At 62.3% G+C, this 21,814-nt stretch carries 18 protein-coding genes; 14 read left to right on the top strand and 4 right to left on the bottom strand.

What is annotated here, in order from left to right; genetic code table 11:
* Window positions 1-39 precede the first annotated feature (39 nt).
* From A39O_RS0122060 to mtgA, 8 genes are all read left to right on the top strand, one after another.
* The gene (locus tag A39O_RS0122060; protein WP_020506838.1) at window positions 40-930 is read left to right on the top strand and encodes a glutamate/aspartate ABC transporter substrate-binding protein; all 891 of its coding nucleotides are present in this window, start codon (window positions 40-42) and stop codon (window positions 928-930) included.
* Window positions 931-1,118: 188 nt separating this feature from the next.
* Window positions 1,119-1,856, top strand: coding sequence for an amino acid ABC transporter permease (locus A39O_RS0122065; protein ID WP_020506839.1), 738 nt, complete (start codon window positions 1,119-1,121; stop codon window positions 1,854-1,856).
* Window positions 1,856-2,533, top strand: a complete 678-nt coding sequence (gene gltK, locus A39O_RS0122070) for a glutamate/aspartate ABC transporter permease GltK (RefSeq protein WP_020506840.1) — start codon at window positions 1,856-1,858, stop codon at window positions 2,531-2,533. The genes A39O_RS0122065 and gltK overlap by 1 nt, the downstream gene beginning before the upstream one ends.
* Window positions 2,530-3,264: an ATP-binding cassette domain-containing protein gene (locus tag A39O_RS0122075; protein ID WP_020506841.1), complete on the top strand. Its 735-nt coding sequence runs from the start codon at window positions 2,530-2,532 to the stop codon at window positions 3,262-3,264. Before gltK ends, A39O_RS0122075 begins: the two co-directional genes overlap by 4 nt.
* A 111-nt stretch (window positions 3,265-3,375) precedes the next feature.
* Window positions 3,376-3,717, top strand: coding sequence for a hypothetical protein (locus A39O_RS0122080; RefSeq protein WP_083924830.1), 342 nt, complete (start codon window positions 3,376-3,378; stop codon window positions 3,715-3,717).
* Window positions 3,718-3,853: 136 nt separating this feature from the next.
* The gene (locus A39O_RS34615) at window positions 3,854-4,510 is read left to right on the top strand and encodes a biliverdin-producing heme oxygenase (protein WP_020506843.1); all 657 of its coding nucleotides are present in this window, start codon (window positions 3,854-3,856) and stop codon (window positions 4,508-4,510) included.
* Window positions 4,510-9,057 (top strand): EAL domain-containing protein, encoded by a 4,548-nt coding sequence (locus tag A39O_RS0122090; RefSeq protein ID WP_169338473.1) that lies wholly within the window; start codon window positions 4,510-4,512, stop codon window positions 9,055-9,057. The genes A39O_RS34615 and A39O_RS0122090 overlap by 1 nt, the downstream gene beginning before the upstream one ends.
* Complete coding sequence (gene mtgA / locus A39O_RS0122095) at window positions 9,057-9,872, top strand: monofunctional biosynthetic peptidoglycan transglycosylase (protein ID WP_157640324.1); 816 nt, start codon at window positions 9,057-9,059, stop codon at window positions 9,870-9,872. Before A39O_RS0122090 ends, mtgA begins: the two co-directional genes overlap by 1 nt.
* Window positions 9,873-10,511: 639 nt before the next feature.
* Here mtgA and A39O_RS0122100 read toward each other — a convergent pair.
* Together A39O_RS0122100 and A39O_RS0122105 are read right to left on the bottom strand one after the other, a co-directional pair.
* A complete protein-coding gene (locus A39O_RS0122100) occupies window positions 10,512-11,708 on the bottom strand; it encodes a hypothetical protein (RefSeq protein WP_020506846.1) in 1,197 nt (398 codons plus the stop codon).
* A gap of 197 nt (window positions 11,709-11,905) precedes the next feature.
* The gene (locus tag A39O_RS0122105; protein WP_020506847.1) at window positions 11,906-13,951 is read right to left on the bottom strand and encodes an EAL domain-containing protein; all 2,046 of its coding nucleotides are present in this window, start codon (window positions 13,949-13,951) and stop codon (window positions 11,906-11,908) included.
* Window positions 13,952-14,094: 143 nt separating this feature from the next.
* Between A39O_RS0122105 and A39O_RS0122110 the strand changes: the two genes are divergently transcribed.
* Window positions 14,095-14,835, top strand: coding sequence for a hypothetical protein (locus A39O_RS0122110; protein ID WP_211211674.1), 741 nt, complete (start codon window positions 14,095-14,097; stop codon window positions 14,833-14,835).
* 46 nt (window positions 14,836-14,881) lie between these two features.
* Here A39O_RS0122110 and A39O_RS0122115 read toward each other — a convergent pair whose 3' ends face one another.
* Both A39O_RS0122115 and A39O_RS0122120 read right to left on the bottom strand, forming a co-directional pair.
* The gene (locus A39O_RS0122115; RefSeq protein WP_020506849.1) at window positions 14,882-15,940 is read right to left on the bottom strand and encodes a 3-deoxy-7-phosphoheptulonate synthase; all 1,059 of its coding nucleotides are present in this window, start codon (window positions 15,938-15,940) and stop codon (window positions 14,882-14,884) included.
* Window positions 15,941-16,133: 193 nt separating this feature from the next.
* Window positions 16,134-16,736, bottom strand: a complete 603-nt coding sequence (locus A39O_RS0122120) for a histidine phosphatase family protein (protein ID WP_020506850.1) — start codon at window positions 16,734-16,736, stop codon at window positions 16,134-16,136.
* 425 nt (window positions 16,737-17,161) lie between these two features.
* On the opposite strand from A39O_RS0122120, the gene A39O_RS0122125 reads away from it, so the two are divergent.
* The 5 genes from A39O_RS0122125 to A39O_RS0122140 all read left to right on the top strand — a co-directional run.
* On the top strand, window positions 17,162-17,794 hold the full coding sequence (locus A39O_RS0122125) for a GDSL-type esterase/lipase family protein (RefSeq protein ID WP_040528461.1): 633 nt from the start codon (window positions 17,162-17,164) through the stop codon (window positions 17,792-17,794).
* 303 nt (window positions 17,795-18,097) lie between these two features.
* Entirely contained in the window at window positions 18,098-18,610 is a 513-nt protein-coding gene (locus A39O_RS0122130) for a GIY-YIG nuclease family protein (protein WP_026199640.1), read from the top strand.
* 159 nt (window positions 18,611-18,769) lie between these two features.
* Window positions 18,770-19,264 (top strand): hypothetical protein, encoded by a 495-nt coding sequence (locus tag A39O_RS41115; RefSeq protein WP_157640325.1) that lies wholly within the window; start codon window positions 18,770-18,772, stop codon window positions 19,262-19,264.
* 604 nt (window positions 19,265-19,868) lie between these two features.
* Window positions 19,869-20,726, top strand: coding sequence for a hypothetical protein (locus tag A39O_RS41120; RefSeq protein ID WP_157640326.1), 858 nt, complete (start codon window positions 19,869-19,871; stop codon window positions 20,724-20,726).
* Between the two features lie 532 nt (window positions 20,727-21,258).
* Window positions 21,259-21,814 (top strand): Rpn family recombination-promoting nuclease/putative transposase (locus tag A39O_RS0122140; protein WP_020506855.1); only part of this gene is annotated, 556 nt, incomplete at its 3' end.

Raw genomic sequence — 21,814 nt, forward strand, 5'->3', positions numbered from 1 at the left:
CTGTTTGCGACCCGATTTTAGCCTGACCGGAGCCAAGTCATGAAACTTCCCCGTCTCTCGCCCCTTGTGTTCGGTGGTGTGCTGCTGGTTGGTGCGGTTCAGGTGCCCGCCGACACGCTGGAGAAGGTCAAGGATGCGGGTTCGATCACTTTGGGTCACCGCGAATCCTCGATCCCGTTCTCTTACTACGATGATCAGCAGCGGGTGATCGGCTACTCGCAGGACATCGCTTTGCGGGTCGTGGATGCGATCAAACGTGAACTGCAACTGCGGGACCTTCAGGTCAGACTCAACCCGGTCACCTCGCAAAATCGGATTCCGCTGATTCAGAACGGGACCGTCGATCTGGAGTGCGGATCGACCACCAATAACACCGAGCGGCAGAAGCAAGTCGGCTTCTCCACCACGATCTTTGTCGTCGGCACGCGCTTGTTGACCAAGAAAGCGTCCGGCATCCAGGACTTCAGTGACCTCGCCGGTAAGAATGTCGTGACCACCGCCGGTACCACGTCCGAGCGGCTGCTGCGCAAGCTCAACGAAGACAAACAGTTGAACATGAAGATCATCTCGGCCAAGGATCACGGCGAGTCGTTCCTGACGCTGGAAACCGGCCGCGCTGCTGCCTTCATGATGGATGACGCGCTCCTCTATGGCGAATTAGCCAAGGCCAAGCGCCCCGGCGATTGGGTGGTGGTCGGCATCCCGCAATCCTCGGAAGCCTATGGGTGCGTGCTGCGCAAGGATGATCCCGCGTTCAAGACACTGGTGGATACGACCATTGCCGGACTCATGACCAGCGGCGAGGCCCAGAAGCTCTATGCCAAGTGGTTTGAAAGCCCGATTCCACCCAAGGGCTTGAACCTGAATTTTCCGCTCTCGGCGGAGATGGTCGAGTTGTATCGCAACCCCAACGACCGGGCGCTGCAGTAAGATTCTTTCTCGTTCCCACGCTCCAGCGTGGGAATGCCGTCCGGCCGCTCCAGCGGCCGGTGACGCGACGCTGGAGCGGGGGGATCCAGATCATTTCCAATTAGAATCGCTTTTCCGATTACGACAACGACAACGATTGAATTTGTTGTTTAACCTATTTTTGACTCCTTACAGCGTCTGGATTTTCCATGAGCTATAATTGGAATTGGGATATCTTTCTCAGCCCGACGCCATCGGGTGAATCGACCTATCTCGGCTGGCTGCTCGATGGGCTGCAGTGGACCCTGACGCTGTCACTCGGGGCCTGGATCATGGCGCTGGTGCTCGGCATCGGGCTGGGCGTGCTGCGCACTGTGCCCAACCGTCTGCTGGCCGGCAGTGCCGCGGCCTACGTCGAGGTCTTTCGCAATGTGCCGCTGCTGGTGCAGTTGTTCATCTGGTATTTCGTGCTGCCCGAACTGCTGCCGACAACCTTAGGCGATGCGCTCAAGCAGACCGACCCGCTGGCGCAGCAATTCTTCGCAGCCTTGCTGTGTCTGGGTTGTTTCACCGCGGCGCGGGTCTGCGAGCAGGTGCGCGCGGGGATCGCGTCGCTGCCGCGCGGACAGCGCAATGCCGGGCTGGCGCTCGGTCTGACCCTGCCCCAGACCTACCGCTATGTTCTGCTGCCGATGGCGCTGCGTCTGATCCTGCCGCCGCTCACCTCGGAGTTTCTCAACGTCTTCAAGAATTCGGCGGTGGCGTCGACGATCGGGCTGATCGAGTTGTCGCGGCAGAGTCAGCAACTGGTCGATTACACCGCGCAGGCGTATGAGGCCTTCATCGCGGTCACCGTGCTCTATGTGCTCATCAATGTGCTGGTGATGTTCGGGATGCGCCTGCTGGAGCGGCGAACCCGCGTACCGGGCTATATTGGGAGCAAGTGATGGAGGAATTCGACTGGACTTCCATTCCCGGTGCGCTGCCGATCCTTGCCGACGGGATGCTGATCACCCTGGAGATCACCGCGACCGCGATTCTGATCGGCATCCTGTGGGGCACCGTGCTGGCCCTGGCGCGTTTGTCGGGTAACCGTCCGCTGGCGTGGCTGGCCGCCGCCTATGTGAATCTGTTCCGCGCGGTGCCGCTGGTCATGGTGATCCTGTGGTTCTATCTGATCGTACCGACGCTGTTGCAGCGCTGGTTCGGTGTTTCTCAAAGCAGCGATATCCGCATGATCTCGGCCCTGGTCGCCTTCGCCCTGTTCGAGTCCGCCTATTATGCCGAGATCATTCGCGCCGGCGTACAGAGTGTGCCCAAGGGTCAGGTCGACGCGGCGTTTGCGCTTGGGATGCCCTACCATCTGACTATGCGTTTGGTGGTGCTGCCGCAGGCGTTTCGTAACATGGTGCCGCTGTTGCTGACCCAGGCGATCATTCTGTTCCAGGATACCTCGCTGGTGTATGTGATCGGACTGGCGGATTTCTTCGGCGCCGCCTATAAGGTCGGTGATCGCGATGGTCGACTGGTGGAACTACTGTTGTTTGCCGGCGCGGTCTATTTCATCCTCTGTTTCGGCGCCTCGCTGCTGGTATGGCAATTGCAGAAGAAGTACTCCACATGAGCATGATCCAGATCGAAAACGTGTCGAAGTGGTATGGCGATTTTCAGGTCCTGACCGACTGCAGCACGCACGTCACTGAGGGCGAGGTGGTGGTGGTGTGCGGTCCCTCGGGGTCGGGCAAGAGCACGCTGATCCGCTGCGTCAATGGCCTCGAAGCCATACAGCAGGGCCGGATCGTCGTCAACGGCACCGCGCTCGCGGATCCGACGACCAATCTGTCCAAACTGCGGGCGCACGTCGGTATGGTCTTCCAGAACTTCGAGCTGTTTCCGCACATGAGCGTCACCGATAACCTGACCATCGCTCAGATCAAGGTGCTCGGCCGCTCGACCGCAGAGGCACTGGCGCGCGGGCTGGCCATGCTCGACCGGGTTGGGCTCAAGGCACAGGCGTCCAAGTTTCCGGGCGCGCTCTCCGGCGGGCAGCAGCAGCGCGTGGCGATTGCCCGCGCCCTGGCGATGGACCCGATCTGCATGCTGTTCGACGAACCGACGTCCGCGCTCGATCCGGAGATGGTCAACGAGGTGTTGGATGTCATGGTCGAACTGGCGACCGAGGGCATGACGATGATGTGTGTGACCCATGAAATGGGGTTTGCCCGCAAGGTGGCGGATCGGGTGATCTTCATGGACCACGGCCGGATCGTCGAGGACGCATCCAAGGACGACTTTTTCGGGACGCCGCGTGCGGAACGCGCCCAGTTGTTCCTGTCCAAGATCCTTCAGCACTGAGCCGATCGGGCCGTCTCCGCGGCCTGTCACGAAGCAGTGGTTCACAAGTGTCGCTATCCTTCGTATGCTCTGCGTCACCTAGAGTAGTCAACCGAAGCGGGGCTCAAGTTCATGTCATCCTTACCTGTGCATTATCGGGTCGTCGGTGACGACGACTATATGCTGGAGATCACGGTCGGCAGCGGCGGTGCTTTTGTGGTCAACAGCGGTGACCACACCAGTCATAAGCCCCGTCACGGTACGTTGGACAAGGTTCAACAGGAGCGTCTGGCCGCGGTGCTGGCACCTCTGGGCCCGTCACGGGACCATCCGGCCCCAGCGGGTGCTCCCGGTTTCATGGCCGAATTGACCCTGGGGGAGGGCGCCGCTGCGCGCGTCTTTCGTTTCTGGGAGGGTGCGCTGGACGAGGAGCCGCAGCTCCAGGCCGCGGTTCGGGAGTTGGAGGTCATCTGACCCGCGGACGCCGGCCGGCGGTCGTCATGCGCCGCGCCGGATCGAACTTGGATGGGTTTGGCGCGCCCGGCCGTGATGCGATCGGTCCGTGTCGGATGATAAACTTGAGCAAATCAGTCTGATGTTGCGTTGATCCATGCAGAAATCTCTCAAGCCTTTCCCGCCCAAGGATGCGCCCGGTCTGGTCGGGGCCTTACGGTCGGCGACGGCCGACCTCCATCAGGCGGTGGAGCGGTTACCGGTCATGACCCGACTGACCGCGGCGGCCGCCGACCTGGCGGATTACCGCCGCTATCTCAGCGCGATGGCGCTGGTCTATGGCGGCCTGGAACCCGGCTTGTTTGCCGCTCTGACGGCCGGTCTCTCGCGACAGTGGGTTGCAGCACTTGGCGTGCGACCCAAGTATCCGGCGCTATGCGCGGATCTCGAAGTGAACGGACTGAGTGTACCCGCCAAGGTGCCCATGGTGGTCGTGACCCCTGCCGACGGCACCCCCGGCTCGCTGGGCACCGCTTTGGGTGGGCTCTACGTGCTGGAGGGAGCGACGCTGGGCGGCCGCCTGATCGTTCGCCAGTTGCGTCGTCAGTTGGGCGGGCAGTTGATCGGCGCGTCCTTTCTGGACTTTCACGGGGACCAGGCCGCTGCTGCCTGGAAGGGTTTCAGTGGTGCCTTGGAGGGCCTTGCGATGGCGCAATTTGTCGTGTCCGAGCAGTCGATCGTCGGTGCTCGCGCGGTCTTCGGTCAGGTGTATCGCATCCTTGCGGAGGTTGACATGAGCCCTTGTGAGGCATGATGGACGCCGACGCAGCGCCGACCCACTACACCGACGAGGCCCCCGCCCAGCCGGAGCAGAAGCCGCACTATATTGCCGGGATCGGTGCCTCCGCCGGCGGACTGGAGGCCCTGACCTTATTGGTCGGGGCCTTGCCGGCGGGGCTCAACTGCACCTTTGCCATCGTCCAGCACCTCTCGCCGCATTACCGCAGCATGATGGTGGAGCTGATCGGGCGCGAGACCGCGATGCGGGTCAAGGCCGTGGAGGACGGGGAGGTGCCGTTGCCCGGGGTCATCTACATCGGCCCGCCCAAGTGGAATCTGTTGCTGCGCAACGGGGTCTTCGCGCTGGTCGAGCCCCGTCCCGATGTGGCTCCCAAGCCCTCGGCCAATCTGTTCCTGAAGTCACTGGCGGACGAGAAGGGGGAATACGCCATCGGCGTGGTCCTGTCCGGCACCGGCAGCGATGGCGCGGTGGGCATTCGCGCGATCAAGGCCAATGGGGGCATGACCTTTGCCCAGTCGCCGGACACCGCCAAGTACGCGAGCATGCCGCAGGCGGCGATCAACACGGTGGCGGTGGACTATATTCTGCCGCCCCATACGATCGCTCACGAGATCGCTCAGTTCGTGCAGCGTGCGCCGGCGGCGCCCGCGACCCCGCCGGACGTGACCGACACCCAGCGGTTCGGCCGACTGCTGCTGGAGGTGCGGCGCTTCACCAAGATCGATTTCAGCGGCTACAAAGAGACCACGCTGTGGCGGCGGGTGCGGCGGCGGATGGCCACCAACCGCGTCGATACGCTGGAGGAATATCTGGATCTGGCGGTGGCGCGCCCGGAGGAGTTGGAGAGCCTGGCCAAGGACATCCTGATCTCGGTCACCTCGTTCTTTCGCGACGCGGAGGCCTTCGGGCGTCTGGAGGCGCATCTCAAGAGCATCCTCGAGGAAAAACCCCAGGGCTCGGAGTTGCGGGTCTGGGTGCCGGGCTGTGCCACCGGCGAGGAAGCCTACACCATCGCCATCATCCTGGCCGAGTTGCTGGGCGAGGGGCTGCGCCACCTCAATATCCAGATCTTCGCGACCGACATCGATGTGGACGCGCTCAACATGGCGCGCCGCGCCACCTTTCCGTCCGCCGCGCTGGGTGAGTTGTCGGCTGAGTTGGTCGCGCGCTATTTCATGCCGGTGGGCGATCAGTACGAGATCGTCAAGCAGGTGCGCGATCTGGTGGTGTTTGCCCGTCAGGATTTGGTGCTGGACCCGCCGTTCCTGCGCCTCGACCTCATTTCCTGCCGCAACCTGCTGATCTATTTTTCATCGGAGCTTCAGGCCAAGGTGTTGTCGGTGATGAACTACGCCCTGGCCGACCATGGGCTCCTGTTCCTTGGCCGCTCGGAGAACATCTCCCAACAAGAGACCCTGTTCGAGCCGGTGGACCCCAAGGCGCGCCTGTTCCGTCCGCGTGGACGCGGCGCCCGAACCCATGTCGCCCGTGCCCTGAACACCCGGTTGGCGGCGATCAGCGGCCGTCAGTTGACCGAACCGCGGGTGACGATCAACGCCATCTTCAATCAGCTCGCTTTCGCGGCCTATCTGCCGCCCTCGGTCCTGCTGGACACCCGGCTGTATGTGATCCATACCTTCGGCGACCTCAAGACCTATATCCAACTGCCGGAGGGCACGCCTCAGCTCGAATTTCCCAACATGCTCGGCAAGGAGTTGCGCATGGAACTCCTGACTCTGGTCCATTATTCCCGGACCAAGCGCAAGTTGGCGAAGGGCCGCCAGCGCCGGGTCGCCCCCGGCCGCGCCGGGCTGGTGCGGCTGGCGGTCTATCCTCATCGGCCGCATGAACCGGAGGAAATGTTCCTGGTCAGCTTCGAGCCCGGCGAGGCGACGCGGCGTCCGGGGACGCGCGGTAATGCCTCCACTTCCAGCGAACGGGTGCTGGAGGACGAACTGATCGCGACTCGCGAGCACCTGCAGACGGTGATCGAGGAGCTGGAAACCAGCAACGAGGAAATGCAGGCGCTGAACGAGGAGGTCCAGGCCGCCAATGAGGAGTTGCAGGCCAGCAACGAGGAGCTGGAAGCGTCCAACGAGGAGCTGCAGGCCAGCAACGAAGAGCTGGTGACCGTCAATCAAGAAATGCTGGTCAAGTCGGCCGAGCTCTCGAGTCTCAATTCGGATTTCGAGAGTGTTCAGAACGCGGTGGAGTTCCCGCTGCTGGTGCTGGACCCGCAGCTCCAGGTCACCCGCTTCAATGTCGCCGCCCAGCGGGTCCTGGGTTTGAGTCCGGCCAGCCGCGGGCGGCCCTTCGCCAACCTCAAGCTGCCGCCGGTCTTCGCCGGGTTGCCGGCGGCGACCGAGCAGGTGCTGCATGACGGTGAACCGCTCAACCGCCCGCTGACCGACGGTGCCACCGATTATCTGCTGCACATCGTCACCTACAGCGACCACCTGGGCGCCTTGCGCGGGGTGGTCGTGGGGCTTGCGGACCAGACCGAGACCGCACGTGCCGAACGCCAGGCGCGCGAGTTGCAGGGCCGACTCCTAGAGGTCATGGACAACGCGACCTCGCTGTTTGCGGTGAAGGACGCGGCCGGGCGTTACGAGTTCGCCAATAACCGGTTCCTGAGCTTTTTCGGTCTGACCCTGGAGCAGGTGCGCGGTCGCACCGATTACCAGTTGTTCGACGCGGAACTGGCCGATCGGCTGCGTGAGGGCGACTTCGAGGTGATGCGGCGCCGGTGTCCGGTCGATCGCGACGAGACCCTGGCGCGCGGTGAGCGTCTCTATTATTTGCGGGTCACCCGTTTCCCGTTGAAGGATCCCGACGGCAACGTGACCGCCGTTTGTACCCAGGCCGCGGACATCAGCGAACAGCGTGCCGCGCAAGAGGGCCTGCGGCTCGCCGCCAATGTCTTCCATTCGGCGGGCGAGGGCATCTGTGTGACCGATGCCGAGGGCATTCTGATTTCGGTCAATGAGTCATTCACCCGCATCACCGGGTATGCCGCGGACGAGGTCCTCGGCAGCACCTGCGCCATCCTCAAGTCCGGCCGCCATTCGCCGGAGTTCTACGCCGCGATGTGGGCGGACTTGCGCGGGTGCGGTATCTGGCAGGGCGAAATCTGGAACCATCGCAAAGACGGCCAACTGATCCCGGAGTGGCTGACCATCAGCGCGGTCCGTGACGAACAGGGGGCGGTGCGCAACTATGTCGGCATCTTCAGCGATATCAGTGCGATCAAAGCCTCTCATGAACGGATCGAGCACCTGGCGACCCACGACGAGCTGACGGGTCTGCCCAACCGTAACCTGTTCAACGACCGGGTCAAGCACGCCATCGCCCGCGCCGCCCACCGCGGCGAGCAACTGCATGTCGTCTTCGTTGATCTGGACAACTTCAAGGTCATCAACGACAACCTGGGACACGCCGCCGGCGACGAGCTGCTGCGCGAGGCGGCGCAACGCATCGGTTCCTGCGTGCGTGGCGAGGATACGGTGGCGCGGCTGGGCGGCGACGAGTTCATCCTGATGCTGGAGGACGCCGACACGGACCTGGTCGCCGCCATGGGTAAGCGCATCCTCGACTTCCTGTCGGCGTCCTACCGGGTCCAGGGGCGTGATGTCTTCGTCACCGCCAGCCTGGGGGTCAGCAGCTTCCCGGACGACGGACAAGACAGCGAGACCCTGCTCAAGAACGCGGACACCGCCATGTACAAGGCCAAGGAGCGGGGAAAGAACCAGCTCCAGTTCTTCTCGGTGGAGATGAAGCTCCACGGCGAGCAGCGCATGGCGATCGAAACCGGGATTCGCCTGGCGTTGCAGGAGGACCAGTTCACGCTGTTGTTTCAACCGGAAGTGGACCTGGCGAGCGGCCGTATCATCAGCGTCGAGGCGCTGATCCGCTGGACCGACGGACCGCTGGGTGAGGTTCCGCCGGCCCATTTCATCGCGGTGGCGGAGCAGTCCGGGCTGATCATCAAAGTCACCGATTGGGTGGTGCGGCGCACCTTCGCGACCCTGCGGCGATGGGTGGATGCGGGACTGACCGCCGTGCCCGTGTTCGTCAATATCTCCCCCCTGCACTTCCGCAGTGCGGACCTGGCGGCCTGTCTCGGGACCCAGGCCGAGATTCATGGGGTGAGCCCAGGCTTGATCGGTATCGAAATCACCGAGGGCGCCATCATGGAGGGCAGTGAAAGTACCACGGCCATCCTGCACAGCCTGCGGGATCAGGGCGTCAAAATCTACGTGGATGACTTCGGTACCGGGTACTCGTCCTTGACTTATCTGAAACGCTACCCTATCGATGGGCTGAAGATCGACCGCAGCTTCGTCGACGGCATTGCCGATGATCCCGACGACCAGGCCATCGCCACCGCGGTGATTGGTGTTGCGCGCGCCCTCGGGGTTGCGGTGGTGGCGGAGGGTGTGGAGACCGAGGCGCAGCGGATCGAGTTGATGGCGCGCGGCTGTACCTTGGCCCAAGGGTTCCTGTTCCACCAGCCCATGACCGAGGCGGCACTCGCGTTACTCCTGGAGCGACAGTGCTGATGGTTGATCCGCAGACCCAGGTCCCGGCACCTGCGCCGGAGCGCCTTGCGGGTCCAGGTGTCGCAGCGCCGATCGTTCCCGCGCAGTGGCGGCTTGGGCTGGGGACCGGGTCGCGCCGGGTCGCGGCCTGGCTGCTGTTTCTGGTGCCGCGGGTCCTGGGTGCCCTGGCCCTGCTCTCCGCACTGATCGTCGGGGCGCTGCGCTGGGTCGACCCGCCGGTGTCCTCGTTCATGGTGCGTCAGGCCCTGGCCGCCTGGCGTAACGATCGGCAGGCGCCGGCGTATTACCATACCTGGGTCAGTTGGCGGCAGATCCCGCCGGTGCTGCCGCTGGCCGTCATTGCGGCGGAGGATCAGCGCTTTGCCGATCACCACGGGTTCGATCCGGTCGAAATCCGTGCCTCGCTGGCGTTATGGCGCCAGGGCCGGGGGCTGCGGGGCGCCAGTACCATCACTCAGCAGACGGCCAAGAATCTGTTTCTGTGGCCGGGGCGCAGTTGGGTACGCAAAGGACTGGAGGCCTGGTTCACGGCCCTGATCGAAGTGCTTTGGTCCAAGCAGCGCATTTTGGAGGTTTATCTCAATATCGTCCAGTTCAGTCCCAGTACCTATGGGGTGGGCGCGGCCAGCACGCGCTATTTCAATCGGCCGGTCGAGGCGATCACACTGAACGAGGCGGCCCTGCTCGCCGCCGTGTTGCCGGCGCCGTCGGCCTTCCGGCTGGAGCGGCCTTCGGTGCGCCTGCAACGCCGGGCCGCCTGGATCGCCGATCAGATTCCACGGTTGGGTGGTCGCCGGTATCTGGGGCGCTTGTGATACAGGACTTGACGGAAATCGCCTAGCAGCCTGTCGGACTTAGCCCCTAGGATTAGGGTATGAGTCAACATAAAGGCTTTTTGTTACTCCACAATCTAACGTAAGGTGATTTCCGCGAAAAATCCAACCCGTAGGAGCCCGCTTGCGGGCGACGGGTGGGGCACAATGACGCGATTCCGGCAGGTCACGTCGCCCGCAAGCGGGCTCCTACGGAGCTTGATTCTTGATAGCGTCTTATTCGGAAATCGCCTAAAGTCCGACAGGCTGCTAGACACGAACCCAATCGTTGTCGTTGTCGTTGTCGTAATCGAGTTGATGATCCCAGCGAGGATGCGTTGGCCCCGTGCGTGGCGATCGGAGCCTTTCAAGCCCTTGGCGGCAAGCCCAGGCTGTCTAAACAATTGAAGCACGACAGACAGCGGGCTGCTCATGGCGGCCTCGATCAAGATTCCGGCCACTTGGGCTCGCCGGGTGCGTAGTCAGGCCATCCTGGCCTGACACCGTCAGGGCTGGAAGCCCTGACTACGCACGCCGCTGGCCGGGATTACGATCAAAGCCCTCATGCCAAACTTGCATCGTTTTATCCGATTACGACAACGACAACGCAATTTAGGATTGCCCTGAATAGCGCAGCCGAAATCAGCCACGGATCTTATTCTCGATCCCGGCCAGGTAGAGTTTCAGAAGCTCCGGGCTGCGCGCGGCCAGGACCTTGCGTTGCTGGATGCCGGGGTCGTCGCCGGTGACTAGGTGGTGCAGCGCGCGGTAGGCGTCACCCGCGGGGTCGGCGGGGGCCAGCTCGGGCGGGACCGCGGCGGCGGTGCCGGGGTCCGCGATCAGGAGCCAAGCGGGGAAGAGCGAGGTCGTCAAATCCAGGTCCGTGTCGTTGAATTGGCGCCAGAACTGGCTCATCCGGGGGTCCGGCAGCTCCGCGGCGCTCAGCGTTCGCGCGGCCTCCGCGGGGTGTTCCCAGCACAGGACAGCCCAATCCCGGCAGGCGGCGGCCAGGTCACCCGTGCGCCGACAGGCCCGCGCATGGTCGATGCGGTGGTGCGGCCGGCGCTGCCAGTCGGGATCCGCTTCCAGGGCTTGGCGGGCCTGCGCGAAGCGCCCGGCCCGCGCCCAGGCGGTGCTTGCGTGTAACCGGGGCGCGGCGGGGTCGAACGGATGCGTTGCCAGATCTTCCGCCAGGGTCACCCACAGCGGGGCCAGGAGGTCGCGTGCACGATGTCCGAGCAGCGCCTGGGCTTCGGGCTCCAAGGCTTCCAGTTCCGGCAAGCGCTCCGCGGGAGTACGGGAGGGGAGGTCCTCCACCGCCTGGATGAGGCGCAGATAGCGCGGCAGCTTGGCATGTTTCGGGTCCAGGGCCATCAGCCGGGTCAGGGCGGTGTGGGCGGCGTCGATGCGGCGGCCGGCCAATGCGGCGCGCACCGCATCCTCCAGGATCTGGAATTGATTGTCCTGGAAGAGATCCAGTTGAATACGGTTGGCCGGCCGCACATAAGCGTGCGCGCAGCCCTGTGCCAGTTGGGTATGCTGACCAATCGAGAGCATCCGCGGCGCCGCGCCCCAGGCAAGATGCACCAGTGATTCGGCAACCAGGCCCTGCGCGCCGGCGTAGCGGCTCGCCTGTGCCAGCAGATCGCTGGCCGCGTTCGCCGGGACGCGCAGCACGCCTTCCAGGTGGGCCGTCAGGCCGAGCCGCCAGGCCTCGTAGTCGGCGTAGGCCAGCAGGTCGCAGGCGATCAGCAACTCCAGCGGGTCGAGCCGGCCCTGCTCCAGGAGTAACTGGTCCACCAGTGCGATCAGATCGTGCTTCGATAGCGGTTGCGTCATGATGAATGCGACCACAGCTGTCGGCGGGTGTCATCGGGTCCGTCCGTCGGCCTTGATCGTAATCCCGGCCAGCGGCGTGCGTAGTCAGGGCTTCCAGCCCTGAGGGTGTCAGGCCAGGATGGCCTGACTACGCACCCGGCGAGCCCAAGTGGCTGGAATCTTGATCGAGGTCCGTCTGTCATGTGTCGGATCCCTGGTCAGGCGGAGAGGCTGACGTTGATGTCATCACGCGCCATTTGTATATAGTTGCCCTGGATGAAATCGGCGCGGCAGCTCCAAACCAGGGTGACGGTTTGCTGGTCCTCGATCCCGGTCGCGACCACCAAAGCCTTCTGCTCATGCAGTTGCTCGACCAGTGCCGTGAGGTCTTGGCTGTTGGTTTGAGCCAGGGTGTTGATCGACAGTTTAACCAACGCTGCCCCCAGTTGTCCGACGAGTGCGATCTCCGAAGGTGAGTTGGTGACATTGCCCAGACAGATGTGGATGCCCGCTTTGCGCAGGATCCCGAACAAGACCTTGGCGATCTCGATCGAGGTGCGCACATCGCGCAACTGAAACTGCAGGACCGGGCGAATCCGTTTCAGGTCACGGCTGATCAGTTGCTCACGAAGCCAGGGCAGCCATTCTCTCGATCGTAAGGTGTCCATGGTCTGATGAACGAGGATGCGCAGCTCGGGGTGACGGATCCGGTGGTCGCGGAGCGTATCCAAGGCGTATTCCATGACCCAGCGATCGATAGCCGTCATCAGGCCGTGATGCTCGGCGATCGGGAAGAACTCGCGGGGCGGCAGCAGTTCCCCGTCGGGGGAGCGCAGGCGCAGTTGGGCTTCGAAATAGGTACCCTCCACTTTGCCCAGGGCGACAATGGGCTGAAACAGGAGCACGAAGCCCTCGGACGTGAGGGCGTGCTCGATCAATGTCTTGATCCGATCCTCTGACCGCCCTTCCTGGGGCGCCCAGATCTCCACGCGGGCACCGCCGTTCTGGCGCGCCTTGGCGCACGCCCGCTCGGCGCGGGCGAGCAGTGCCAGGGCGTCCTCCGGGGGCGGTTGGAACAGGCCGATGCCGACGCTGGCCGTGGTCACGACGTTGGCCAGGCTCGGCGTCAGGCTGGAGTCGGCGGTGATCCGGCGCAGTTTTTCGCCCAGCCCGACCAGTGCGGCCTGGTCTTTGCGTTGCGTGAGAACCCCGTAGCTGAACTCGCCATAGCGGGTCACGACGTCGTTCCCGGCCAGTTGGCGACCGAGCAGTTGCTCGATTTGGGCCAAGAGCTTGTCGAACCCGGAGAGTCCCAGTCGATCGATGAGTTGTTGCGGTGAGTCCAGCTCGATGATCAGGACGCCCGAGCCGGGTCCGCCGGCGGCGCTGTCACGCACCCAACGCTCCAGGGTGCGAATGAAGAAATCTTTGTCCAGCAGGCGGGTGGGGGCACCACGTTTCGCAATGACCGCCCGGCGTTCGGGCAGCCAGCGGGCCATCCGGATACGATGCTCGATGAACGCGATCAGACGTTGACTGTTGACGGGTTTGGTAATGAATCCGTCGCTACCGGCCAGTAAGGCGGCGATCTGCTTGTCGGCGTCGGTCTCGTTGGAGACCATCAGGATCGGCGTGTCATAGAACTGGTCGTGGTCGCGGATGATCGCGGTCAGTTCTGCGCCGCTGGCTTGCGGCATATAGAGGTCCATGAGGATCAGGTCCGGGCGAAACTCGGCCAGAACGTTCAGGATCGACAGTGGTTCGCCGAGGGTGCGCACCGTCATCCCGGCTTTGGTCAGCAGCATGGCGACATAGGTCGCTTGGGACTGCTCGTCCTCGACGATCAAGATGCGCAAGGGTTCGCGACCGCCGCTGCCATAGGCTTGCAGCGTCTTGGCGGCCAACTCGGCGGGGTCCGGCGGCGCGACGAAGAACGCCTTGGCTCCGGCGCGCACGGATCGCAGCCGCGCGTCCATCCCATCGGATTCGGCAATACAGATCAGGGCCGGGCCAGGGGTCGCCGTGCCGAGCAGATTCGTCAAGAAGTCGGCGATGTCGCCGTCTTGGGGCAGCATTTCCAGCTCGAGGATCAGCACCGCCGGCAGCCGTTCGAGTGCCGCCGCGGCCAACTCCGCGGGATGTTCGAATTGCGCAAGCGCTAACTGTTGTTCCTTGAGCCGCCGTCCCAAATCCTTGAGCGTGGAGGCATCGTGTCCGAGAAAATAGACGAGGTTGTTGACCGGTTCTGGGTTGCCGTTGGTCATCGCGTATCTGCCTTGGTGCCGCTGGACTGTGAGAATAGCGAAAAACGCCCAAGTGCGTTGTGACGCCGTTGCATCGGCGCGTTTTCACCTTCCGGCTGGTCGGTTGTGCGATCATCCCGGAACCTGACATGCGAGTCACCGACATGCCTGATTTCCCCGTTACCCTCGCAGTTTACAACTTTCTCCCGGTTATGCTGACGGGGGTCGCCCTGTGGTATCTCGCCCGTTACGTGGAGTCGCAGGACGCGGCGAACCACCCCCTGGCACTCGCCGGCGGCGCGCTCATCCTGGCGGGCGGATTGGCGAAGGCGGCCTGGAAGTTGATTGCCGCCGTCAGCGGGATCGATCTCGTCTGGTTGTCCAATGCACTGTTTCCGTTGATGGCCCCCGGATTCGCGCTCTTGGCCGCTGCACTCTGGGGTGCGACCCGCCGCCGGCGTGACCGTCCGTCGGGCGTTCAGGGTGGACTGGTTCGCCCGCGCGGGTTGTGGTCCGCGGCGCTGGTTGTGATCGGCCTCGCATTCACCGCCGCCGCGCTCCGTCAATGGGTGTTTGCGACCCCGCGGGGCTGGTTTCTGCCCTTGCTGCTGCTGGCGAGTCTGAGCAATCTGGCGGTGAGTGTCCTGCTGATCGGCGCCTCCCTGCGACTGCGTCGGTGGTCGGTCGCGGCCTTGTTCGCCGTCAACCTGGCGATGATCTTCGCCCTGCAGCCGATCGCCATGGCCACCCCCAAGACCCTGGCCCTGCATTGGCTGGAGCAGTCGCTGACGGCGCTGGGGACCGGTTGTTTCGCCCTGGCGGCGTTCCTCCTGAACCGGATCGCGCGGGGCGGCGGCAGGCGCCTGTCCAGCGAAAAGCCGGTCGCAGGTCATGCTTCGGACTGAACCAAACAGCATTGCGTCATGGCGGATCAGCCCGCCGGCATTCGCCCTACACCGTGCCCCGGCGTCGGGCGGCGGCCTCCGCCAGTTGTCGCAGCATCGGTTCGGTATCGGTCCAGCTCACGCAGGCGTCGGTCACGCTCTGCCCATAGACCAGGCCGGTGACGGCATCGAGGTCCTGGCGTCCGCCGACCAGATGGCTCTCGATCATGGTGCCGATGATGCGGCGGTCGCCGCGCGCGATCTGGCCGGCCACGTCCTGGCACACCTGGATCTGCTTCTCCGGCTTCTTGCGGCTGTTGGCGTGGCTGAAGTCGATCATGATCTTGGGGGTGAGACCCGCCTCGATGATCTGCTCAGCGGCGATGTTGACGCTTTCGGTATCGTAGTTGGGGCGGTGACCGCCGCGCAGGATGATGTGCGTGTCGGCGTTACCGCCGGTGGTGAAGATCGCCGATTGCCCTTCCTTGGTGACCGACATGAATACATGGGGCCGGGCCGCGGCGTGGATGGCGTCGATAGCGACCTTCACATCCCCGTCGGTGCCGTTCTTGAAGCCGACCGGGCAGGACAACCCGGAGGCCAGTTCACGGTGGCCCTGGCTCTCGGTCGTGCGGGCGCCGATCGCTCCCCAACTCACCAGATCCGCGATGTATTGGGGGCTGATCAGGTCCAGGTATTCGGTTCCCGCCGGCATTCCCGACTCGGCCAGATCGAGCAGCAGCTTGCGCGCCAGGCACAGACCCTTGTTGATCTCAAAGCTGCCGTCCAGGTTCGGATCATTGATCAACCCTTTCCACCCCACGGTGGTACGGGGTTTTTCGAAATAGACCCGCATGACGATCAGCAGGTCCGCGCTGAGCGCCTCGCGGACCGGCAGGAGGCGTGCGGCGTATTCCCGCGCCGCCTGGGTATCGTGTACCGAGCAGGGCCCGACCACGACCAGCAGCCGGTCGTCCTCCCCATGCAGGATGCGCTGAATCGCCCGGCGCGTCTCAAAGACCGTGGTGGACGCCTGTTCCGATAGCGGGTATTTCTCGTGAAGCTCCGCGGGCGGGCTCACCTGGGTGATTGCGCGAATGCGCAGGTCGTCTGTCTGGTGTCTCATGAGGGGGTAGACCGGAGTCCCTGGAAAAAGGGAAAGCCGTTAAGTATAGACTAAGACCTTGTCGGCGCGTTCCAGGTCACCGGTTATTCTTGAGTTGATTGCGCTGGATCAAGGCCGCCGGCACGGCAAACTGACCGGGATCATGAGCGGGCGGGTCGACTTGTCCCAGATCAAGAACGCAAGGACGGACGCTTCAACTTGGCAGGGTGCGCGCATTGATGCACTCGATGGCGGGTCCGAAGCGCCCGTGGCGCACCCGCATGATGCCGGCATAGTCGATCCGCATCCGGTACCAGCGCTCGGCATCGGCGCGCAGCAGATGGCCCACCAGGGCGCGCATGACCCCGGAGTGGCAGACGATCAGCAGGTGGCGCCCCGGATGGGCAGCGACTTGGCGCTCGTAGGCCGGGGCGACACGTGCCGCAAAGGCGTCGAGTGATTCACCGCCCGGCGGGCGGTGGGCGACCGGGTCCTGATACATCGCCGTGTAGGCCGCACCCTCGGTCGCCGCCACCTCGGTATGGGTGCGGCCCTCCCAGGTGCCCATGCCGATCTCGATCAGCGCGGGTTCGACGGCGAGCGGCAGCCCATGGCGCCCGGCCAGTTCCTGAGCGAAAGGGTAGCAGCGTGCCATAGGCGAACTGATCACCTGATCCCAGGGGTGGGCGTCGCCGAGCGCGGCGCGCAGTTGCGCCCAGCCGGTGGCGGACAGCGCGTCATTGGCGCCATTGCCGCGGAAGCGCGGGCCGCCCACCGGTTCACCGTGGCGGATCAGGTCGACGAGTGTCTCGGGCATGGGACTTTAAGTGCTGCTGGTGGGGGCAAGGTGCCGCGCGATCCGCCGCGCTGCCTGATCGCTGGGCTGGTGGCACCCGTGGCGATGCGGTGTCGGCGCGACGTTGCTGTCATGCAGCAGTTCCAAATTTCGGTGGTCGCCGCCGGGCGGCGTGCCGGCAGCGAGGCTGATGGTGGATGCGCTACGCTTATCCACCCTAGAAAACCGGCTCCGTTGTAGGGTGGATAAGGCGCGCCGCTTGTTATCGGGGACCTTGTACCGCGGTCGGGCGCGCCGCATCCACCAGGGGCCGCGCGATGTCGCCTAAATTCGGAATTGCTGGCTGTCATGTCGGCAGGATACCGCAAGGGCGCGCGTGTGCGATGATGAAAGCACGACCGGCGCGACCTGATCGCGCCGCTGGACGTGATAAAGGAGCCTGAATGATGCGCCGTCGAGCGTTCGTTGCCATCCTGCTCTGCGCCTGGTTGCCGACTGCCTGCGATCGGCTGCCGAAGCCGACGCCCATCCCGCCCGAGGCGATCGTGGTGGCGTTCGGCGACAGCGTCACCTCTGGGATCGGCGCCGCGGCGGGGGAGGACTGGCCCAGTCGGTTGGCCGGGCTCAGCGGCTGGACGGTCGTTAACGCCGGGGTCCCCGGCGATACAGCCGAGCGCGCACGCGACCGCATCGAAGCGGTGCTCACCCAATACCAACCGGCCCTGGTCGTCATCGAAATCGGCGGCAACGACTTCCTGCAACGGCGACCACAAGCCGCCGTCAAGGACGATGTGCGCCGCATCGTCCAGTCCGTGAGGCAGAGCGGCGCGCAAGCCGTGCTCGTGGCGGTGCCGCAATTCTCGCTGTTCGGAGTCGTGTCCGGCGCCAAGAGCGACGCGCCGATTTACCGGGAGTTGGCGCAGGAAGAAGGTGTTCCGCTCGTCGAGGCGGTGTTTTCGGAGATCTTGAGCCGACCGGAGCTCTGTGCCGACCAGATCCACCCGAATGCCGAGGGGTATCGGAAAATGGCGGCGACGATCTATGCCTTTCTCGCCAAGACGCCCAAGGGGGCTGACTAATCGGTGGTTTTATGCATGGATCACCCCGGTGAACGGCAGCCCCGTCAGCATATGCACCCGCCGACCAAACTCAGGCCAGCAGTTCCAGATTTCCGGGCCTTGCGCGACCCTGACATCGGTCGAGCCGAGACGGACACGGCAAGAGAATCACCAAAGCGTGACCCAAATCACGGTTTCAAGATCACTTCGTATCTATATTGATGAGGGCCTTTTTCCGACGCGTCGTGTTGGCTTTCATTGCGTCTGGTTGGGTCTTGGTCCCTGACGTTCCGACCAACGCCAGACCTCACAACGGATAGCGGAATGTTTATTCACAGCTTTGGTCTATTCTGGCGTGCAGACGAAATTGACTGGAATCCTGGTAAAGGTGCAAGGGGTGCGTTTCGCTTACTCGGACGTATAGGTAGTAACTTGCCTAAAATACGGCTCGCGGATTTTCGAAATCAGCAAGGCATCTATGTGCTCTACTGCGAATACGGTCCTTATTACGTTGGACTCACAAAACGACAGGGCCTCGGAAAGCGCCTGAAAGATCATTTGTCTGATCACCTTGCGGAAAAATGGGATCGCTTTTCATGGTTCGGTTTCTGCTCAATTTTGCCGGACAAGGACAATACCGGCCTTTGCGTTTTAGAGGAGATGGCGGAAATTGCTGAAGTAATACCGGAATCGCTGATTTCTGATGTCGAAGCGCTTTTGATCAAGTCAATCGGTCCAAGAAACATCAATCAAGCACATTTCACACAGGCCGAAGAATGGCGGCAAGTGAGGCTTGATGAGACTGAATACTATATGAGCAAAGTCGCAAGGGTCTAAATCCGACGACGGAGAAATGTAATGGGAAAATGGCCAGGCTCAATTATGAAACCCAAGAATAGCCTAACCTACGCCTCAAAACCGAGCGTGCGCCACGGACGTCGTGCTAATTCGCAGGCGACTTGTAGGCGCGCGCCGCTTTAGGCTGCACGTTAGGCTATGAGCGAAATCACCTTGGGTGAACTTTGGGCGCGCAGGGAAATGCTCGAGAATGAAGCAGCATCCTTGCTCGGACACATGCTTTTCGAATTCTCTAGGCTCGACGTAAATCTTGGTCTATGCCTCGTATGGGTTGACGGTGGAGCAAAAATCGAGAGCCTAACAAAGGCCGTTGAAACACTCAATCTGAAGGCCAAACTAGATGCATTAGCTAAGCATGTCACAGCAAAGTTGCCTGCCGGCTCGAACAGGCGGCGCGCTTACGAAACTTGGATCGAGCGTACGGATTTAGTACGGCAACAGCGAAACAACCTGGTCCATGGTCGCTGGGGTGTTGAAGCGCATAAGAGCAAAGTTGTCAACGTGATTGGCCTTCCGACTTCCAATGCACAGCAGGTGATCGAATACACCCTCGAAGAACTCGCTGACGTCAACAAGGAACTGCGTGATCTTCAACGCGAACTAGCAAGGCTCAGAGATCATTGGCCACTATAAATAGCCAATCCTTTTTCACCAGCATCTCAAGAAGGTCATGCGGGGTCAGTTCTCGCATTGTAGCATCCCAGAAGGCGAGAACTGACCCCCATGTCCGCATGTCCGTTCATCCCCCCCGTGACCCCATCATCCCCGAGTCCCTACGCTGGAGGCCATTTTTCACTCATTGAAATGTTACAAAGCGAGATCTGACCCGAATGGCACTGACTTAAGGAGAAAGCATCACAGAAACAATTGGTTGCGATGCAGTGAATCGACCGAAAAACCGGCCTTGATCATCGTTCCGGCCGGCCGCGGACGGTCCGCACCGCGGACCCTACGGTAACACCGTGACCTGTAGGGTCCGCCGTGCGGACCGACGACCGTGCCGATCGCGCGGTGGCCGAGTTTATGATCAAGGCCGAAAAAACGTTGCGGACCAGGTAAGGGCCAGGAGCCACCACGGAAAATGCCGCTTCCACTCAAGTGACTGCTTGTCGATCCAACTGTAAGCCGCTGATTTATTTATGCCGTAGCTTAAGTCAGTGCCATTCGAGCCTGGCTTCTTTTTGGGTACTCTGGCCCGGCAACGGGCGGCGTGCCAGCCTTTACGTTAGGCTTAAAAATGTACAAAAGAATCGCATCTATTAGGGAAGCTCAGCTGGTATTGGATGCCATCAATAGGTGTCTTGGTGAGTCACGCTACGCGGAGCCAATTCCCCATCCAACTAGAGAAGATGCGCTGATAATCTTCAGACCGGAAATACTTGGAGAATGCCAATCTTACCTTGCTGCATATCCTACGCTCTCTGATGAACAAGTCGTTTCTGAAGGCTGGTATCTTGGACCATTTCCCGGACGATTCGGAAAGTCGAGAGCGAAGCTAGAAGAGGCTCAGCACCTTTTCGACTACCTATCAGATCCGGTAACACGTGATAACAGGCCGGTATTCCGCTCCCTATTTTTTGCATACCTCGCGACACTGTACTCACTAAAAGAATCCATTCAGAAGGTTTGTGCGGCTCGCGACTGGGAACTAAAAGCCTGGTGGCTCTATAGAAAGAAGGAGTTAGAGGCGAAGGGCGAGCTACTCGAATATCTTATCCGGATTGGAAACCGCGACAAACACAACCATGAGAACTACCTACGATATCCTGCTCGCATTTACGGCATTCAGATGTCCAACACGCTTCCGCCGGGATGGCCAGCTGGAAATTATCGACTAGTAATGTCAGGAGAAGGAAACTTTGCCTTAATGGATGAAGGAAAGAAGACCTTTAGGAGAATCCCTCTTGGCCTTGGCAGTGGCCTCTATGTAACAGAATTGATCGGAGTACCAGGAAAACATCTTGGTACACCTATCGGTGAATCCAACATCGTGACGCTTTGCCGATTGGCGAAGGAATATTTTGAGGACATCCTTTTCACAGCCGAGAACATAGATTCCGCGACCCTCTCTCAAGCGCTTGGCAATAACCCATAATCATCTGCCGCCGCCCGGTTTCGGGGTCAGGTCTTGTAATCACGCATGTGTGGTTGCAAGACCTGGCAGCATTTAGCGAGACGCGGCAGCGTCGTCAATTCCTGGTTCCACATCAAACCCGGTCGAGTACCCGACGCGGAACGCGCGTCGGTTGGTTCCGCGCGGAATGCGGTCCGCGCAGGGGACTCGGCTGAGCCGTCGGTGCCTCCCGCCGGGCGCGGTGCGCCAGGACCGCGTCCCTGACACTGGTGGCGAATGCTCCCGACCGCGGAGTCTGGAAAGAACCGATCTCACGCCAAGTCGCCAAGCACGCCAAGCACGCCAAGAAGAGCGCAATGCTGCGGTGACCCCAGTCACTCCGCGAGCGCCTCCGGTTTCGCTATCGCCTTGAAGACCCTTGGCGTCTTGGCGCCTTGGCGTGAGATATTCCGGGTCTGAGCGAAGCCGGTGCGGCGGATGCGCCCTCGTGGGCGCAATTCGCCACCAGTGTCCGTCCCTTGTCGCACCGGTAACGGCTGTCTACACTGCCACCATGCGCCATCCGATCGATCCCAAGGTTGACTGCGTCTTCAAGGCCCTGCTGGGGGCAGAGTCCAATCGTGACCTGCTGATCCATTTCCTCAACGCCATCCTCGGCGCGGAGCTGCCCCGGCCCATCACCGCGGTGGAGATCCAGAACCCCTATAACGAAAAGGAATTCCTTGACGACAAGCTCACCGTGGTCGACGTCAAGGCCCGCGACGCGACCGGGCAGATGTATCAGGTCGAGGTCCAACTCCTCAACCATCGTGATCTGCCGGCGCGCATCCTCTACGGTTGGGCCGACCTCTACAGCGCCCAGATCAAGGAGGGCGAGAGCTACCGCAAGCTGCGCCCCACGTACGCGATCTGGCTGCTGGGTCAAACCCTGTTGGCGGATGACCCGGACTATGCCCACGCATTCCGGCTGCGCGACCAGCACGGACGCGTCTTCCTGGACCACGGCGGCATCTGGCTGCTGGAACTGAGCAAATTCGCCGCCGACGCGGTCGAAACCGAGCAGCAGCGCTGGCTGAAGTTCTTCACCGAGGCGGAGCGCCTGGACGCGG

The organism is Lamprocystis purpurea DSM 4197 (assembly GCF_000379525.1).
Lineage (GTDB): Bacteria > Pseudomonadota > Gammaproteobacteria > Chromatiales > Chromatiaceae > Thiodictyon > Thiodictyon purpureum.

What these genes read in the sequence shown, in the direction of transcription:
- A39O_RS0122060 (WP_020506838.1), top strand. Translation starts at nt 40, where the DNA reads ATGAAACTTCCCCGTCTCTCGCCCCTTGTGTTCGGTGGTGTGCTGCTG.
- A39O_RS0122065 (WP_020506839.1), top strand. Translation starts at nt 1,119, where the DNA reads ATGAGCTATAATTGGAATTGGGATATCTTTCTCAGCCCGACGCCATCG.
- gltK (WP_020506840.1), top strand. Translation starts at nt 1,856, where the DNA reads ATGGAGGAATTCGACTGGACTTCCATTCCCGGTGCGCTGCCGATCCTT.
- A39O_RS0122075 (WP_020506841.1), top strand. Translation starts at nt 2,530, where the DNA reads ATGAGCATGATCCAGATCGAAAACGTGTCGAAGTGGTATGGCGATTTT.
- A39O_RS0122080 (WP_083924830.1), top strand. Translation starts at nt 3,376, where the DNA reads ATGTCATCCTTACCTGTGCATTATCGGGTCGTCGGTGACGACGACTAT.
- A39O_RS34615 (WP_020506843.1), top strand. Translation starts at nt 3,854, where the DNA reads ATGCAGAAATCTCTCAAGCCTTTCCCGCCCAAGGATGCGCCCGGTCTG.
- A39O_RS0122090 (WP_169338473.1), top strand. Translation starts at nt 4,510, where the DNA reads ATGGACGCCGACGCAGCGCCGACCCACTACACCGACGAGGCCCCCGCC.
- mtgA (WP_157640324.1), top strand. Translation starts at nt 9,057, where the DNA reads ATGGTTGATCCGCAGACCCAGGTCCCGGCACCTGCGCCGGAGCGCCTT.
- A39O_RS0122100 (WP_020506846.1), bottom strand. Translation starts at nt 11,708, where the DNA reads ATGACGCAACCGCTATCGAAGCACGATCTGATCGCACTGGTGGACCAG.
- A39O_RS0122105 (WP_020506847.1), bottom strand. Translation starts at nt 13,951, where the DNA reads ATGACCAACGGCAACCCAGAACCGGTCAACAACCTCGTCTATTTTCTC.
- A39O_RS0122110 (WP_211211674.1), top strand. Translation starts at nt 14,095, where the DNA reads ATGCCTGATTTCCCCGTTACCCTCGCAGTTTACAACTTTCTCCCGGTT.
- A39O_RS0122115 (WP_020506849.1), bottom strand. Translation starts at nt 15,940, where the DNA reads ATGAGACACCAGACAGACGACCTGCGCATTCGCGCAATCACCCAGGTG.
- A39O_RS0122120 (WP_020506850.1), bottom strand. Translation starts at nt 16,736, where the DNA reads ATGCCCGAGACACTCGTCGACCTGATCCGCCACGGTGAACCGGTGGGC.
- A39O_RS0122125 (WP_040528461.1), top strand. Translation starts at nt 17,162, where the DNA reads ATGCGCCGTCGAGCGTTCGTTGCCATCCTGCTCTGCGCCTGGTTGCCG.
- A39O_RS0122130 (WP_026199640.1), top strand. Translation starts at nt 18,098, where the DNA reads ATGTTTATTCACAGCTTTGGTCTATTCTGGCGTGCAGACGAAATTGAC.
- A39O_RS41115 (WP_157640325.1), top strand. Translation starts at nt 18,770, where the DNA reads ATGAGCGAAATCACCTTGGGTGAACTTTGGGCGCGCAGGGAAATGCTC.
- A39O_RS41120 (WP_157640326.1), top strand. Translation starts at nt 19,869, where the DNA reads ATGTACAAAAGAATCGCATCTATTAGGGAAGCTCAGCTGGTATTGGAT.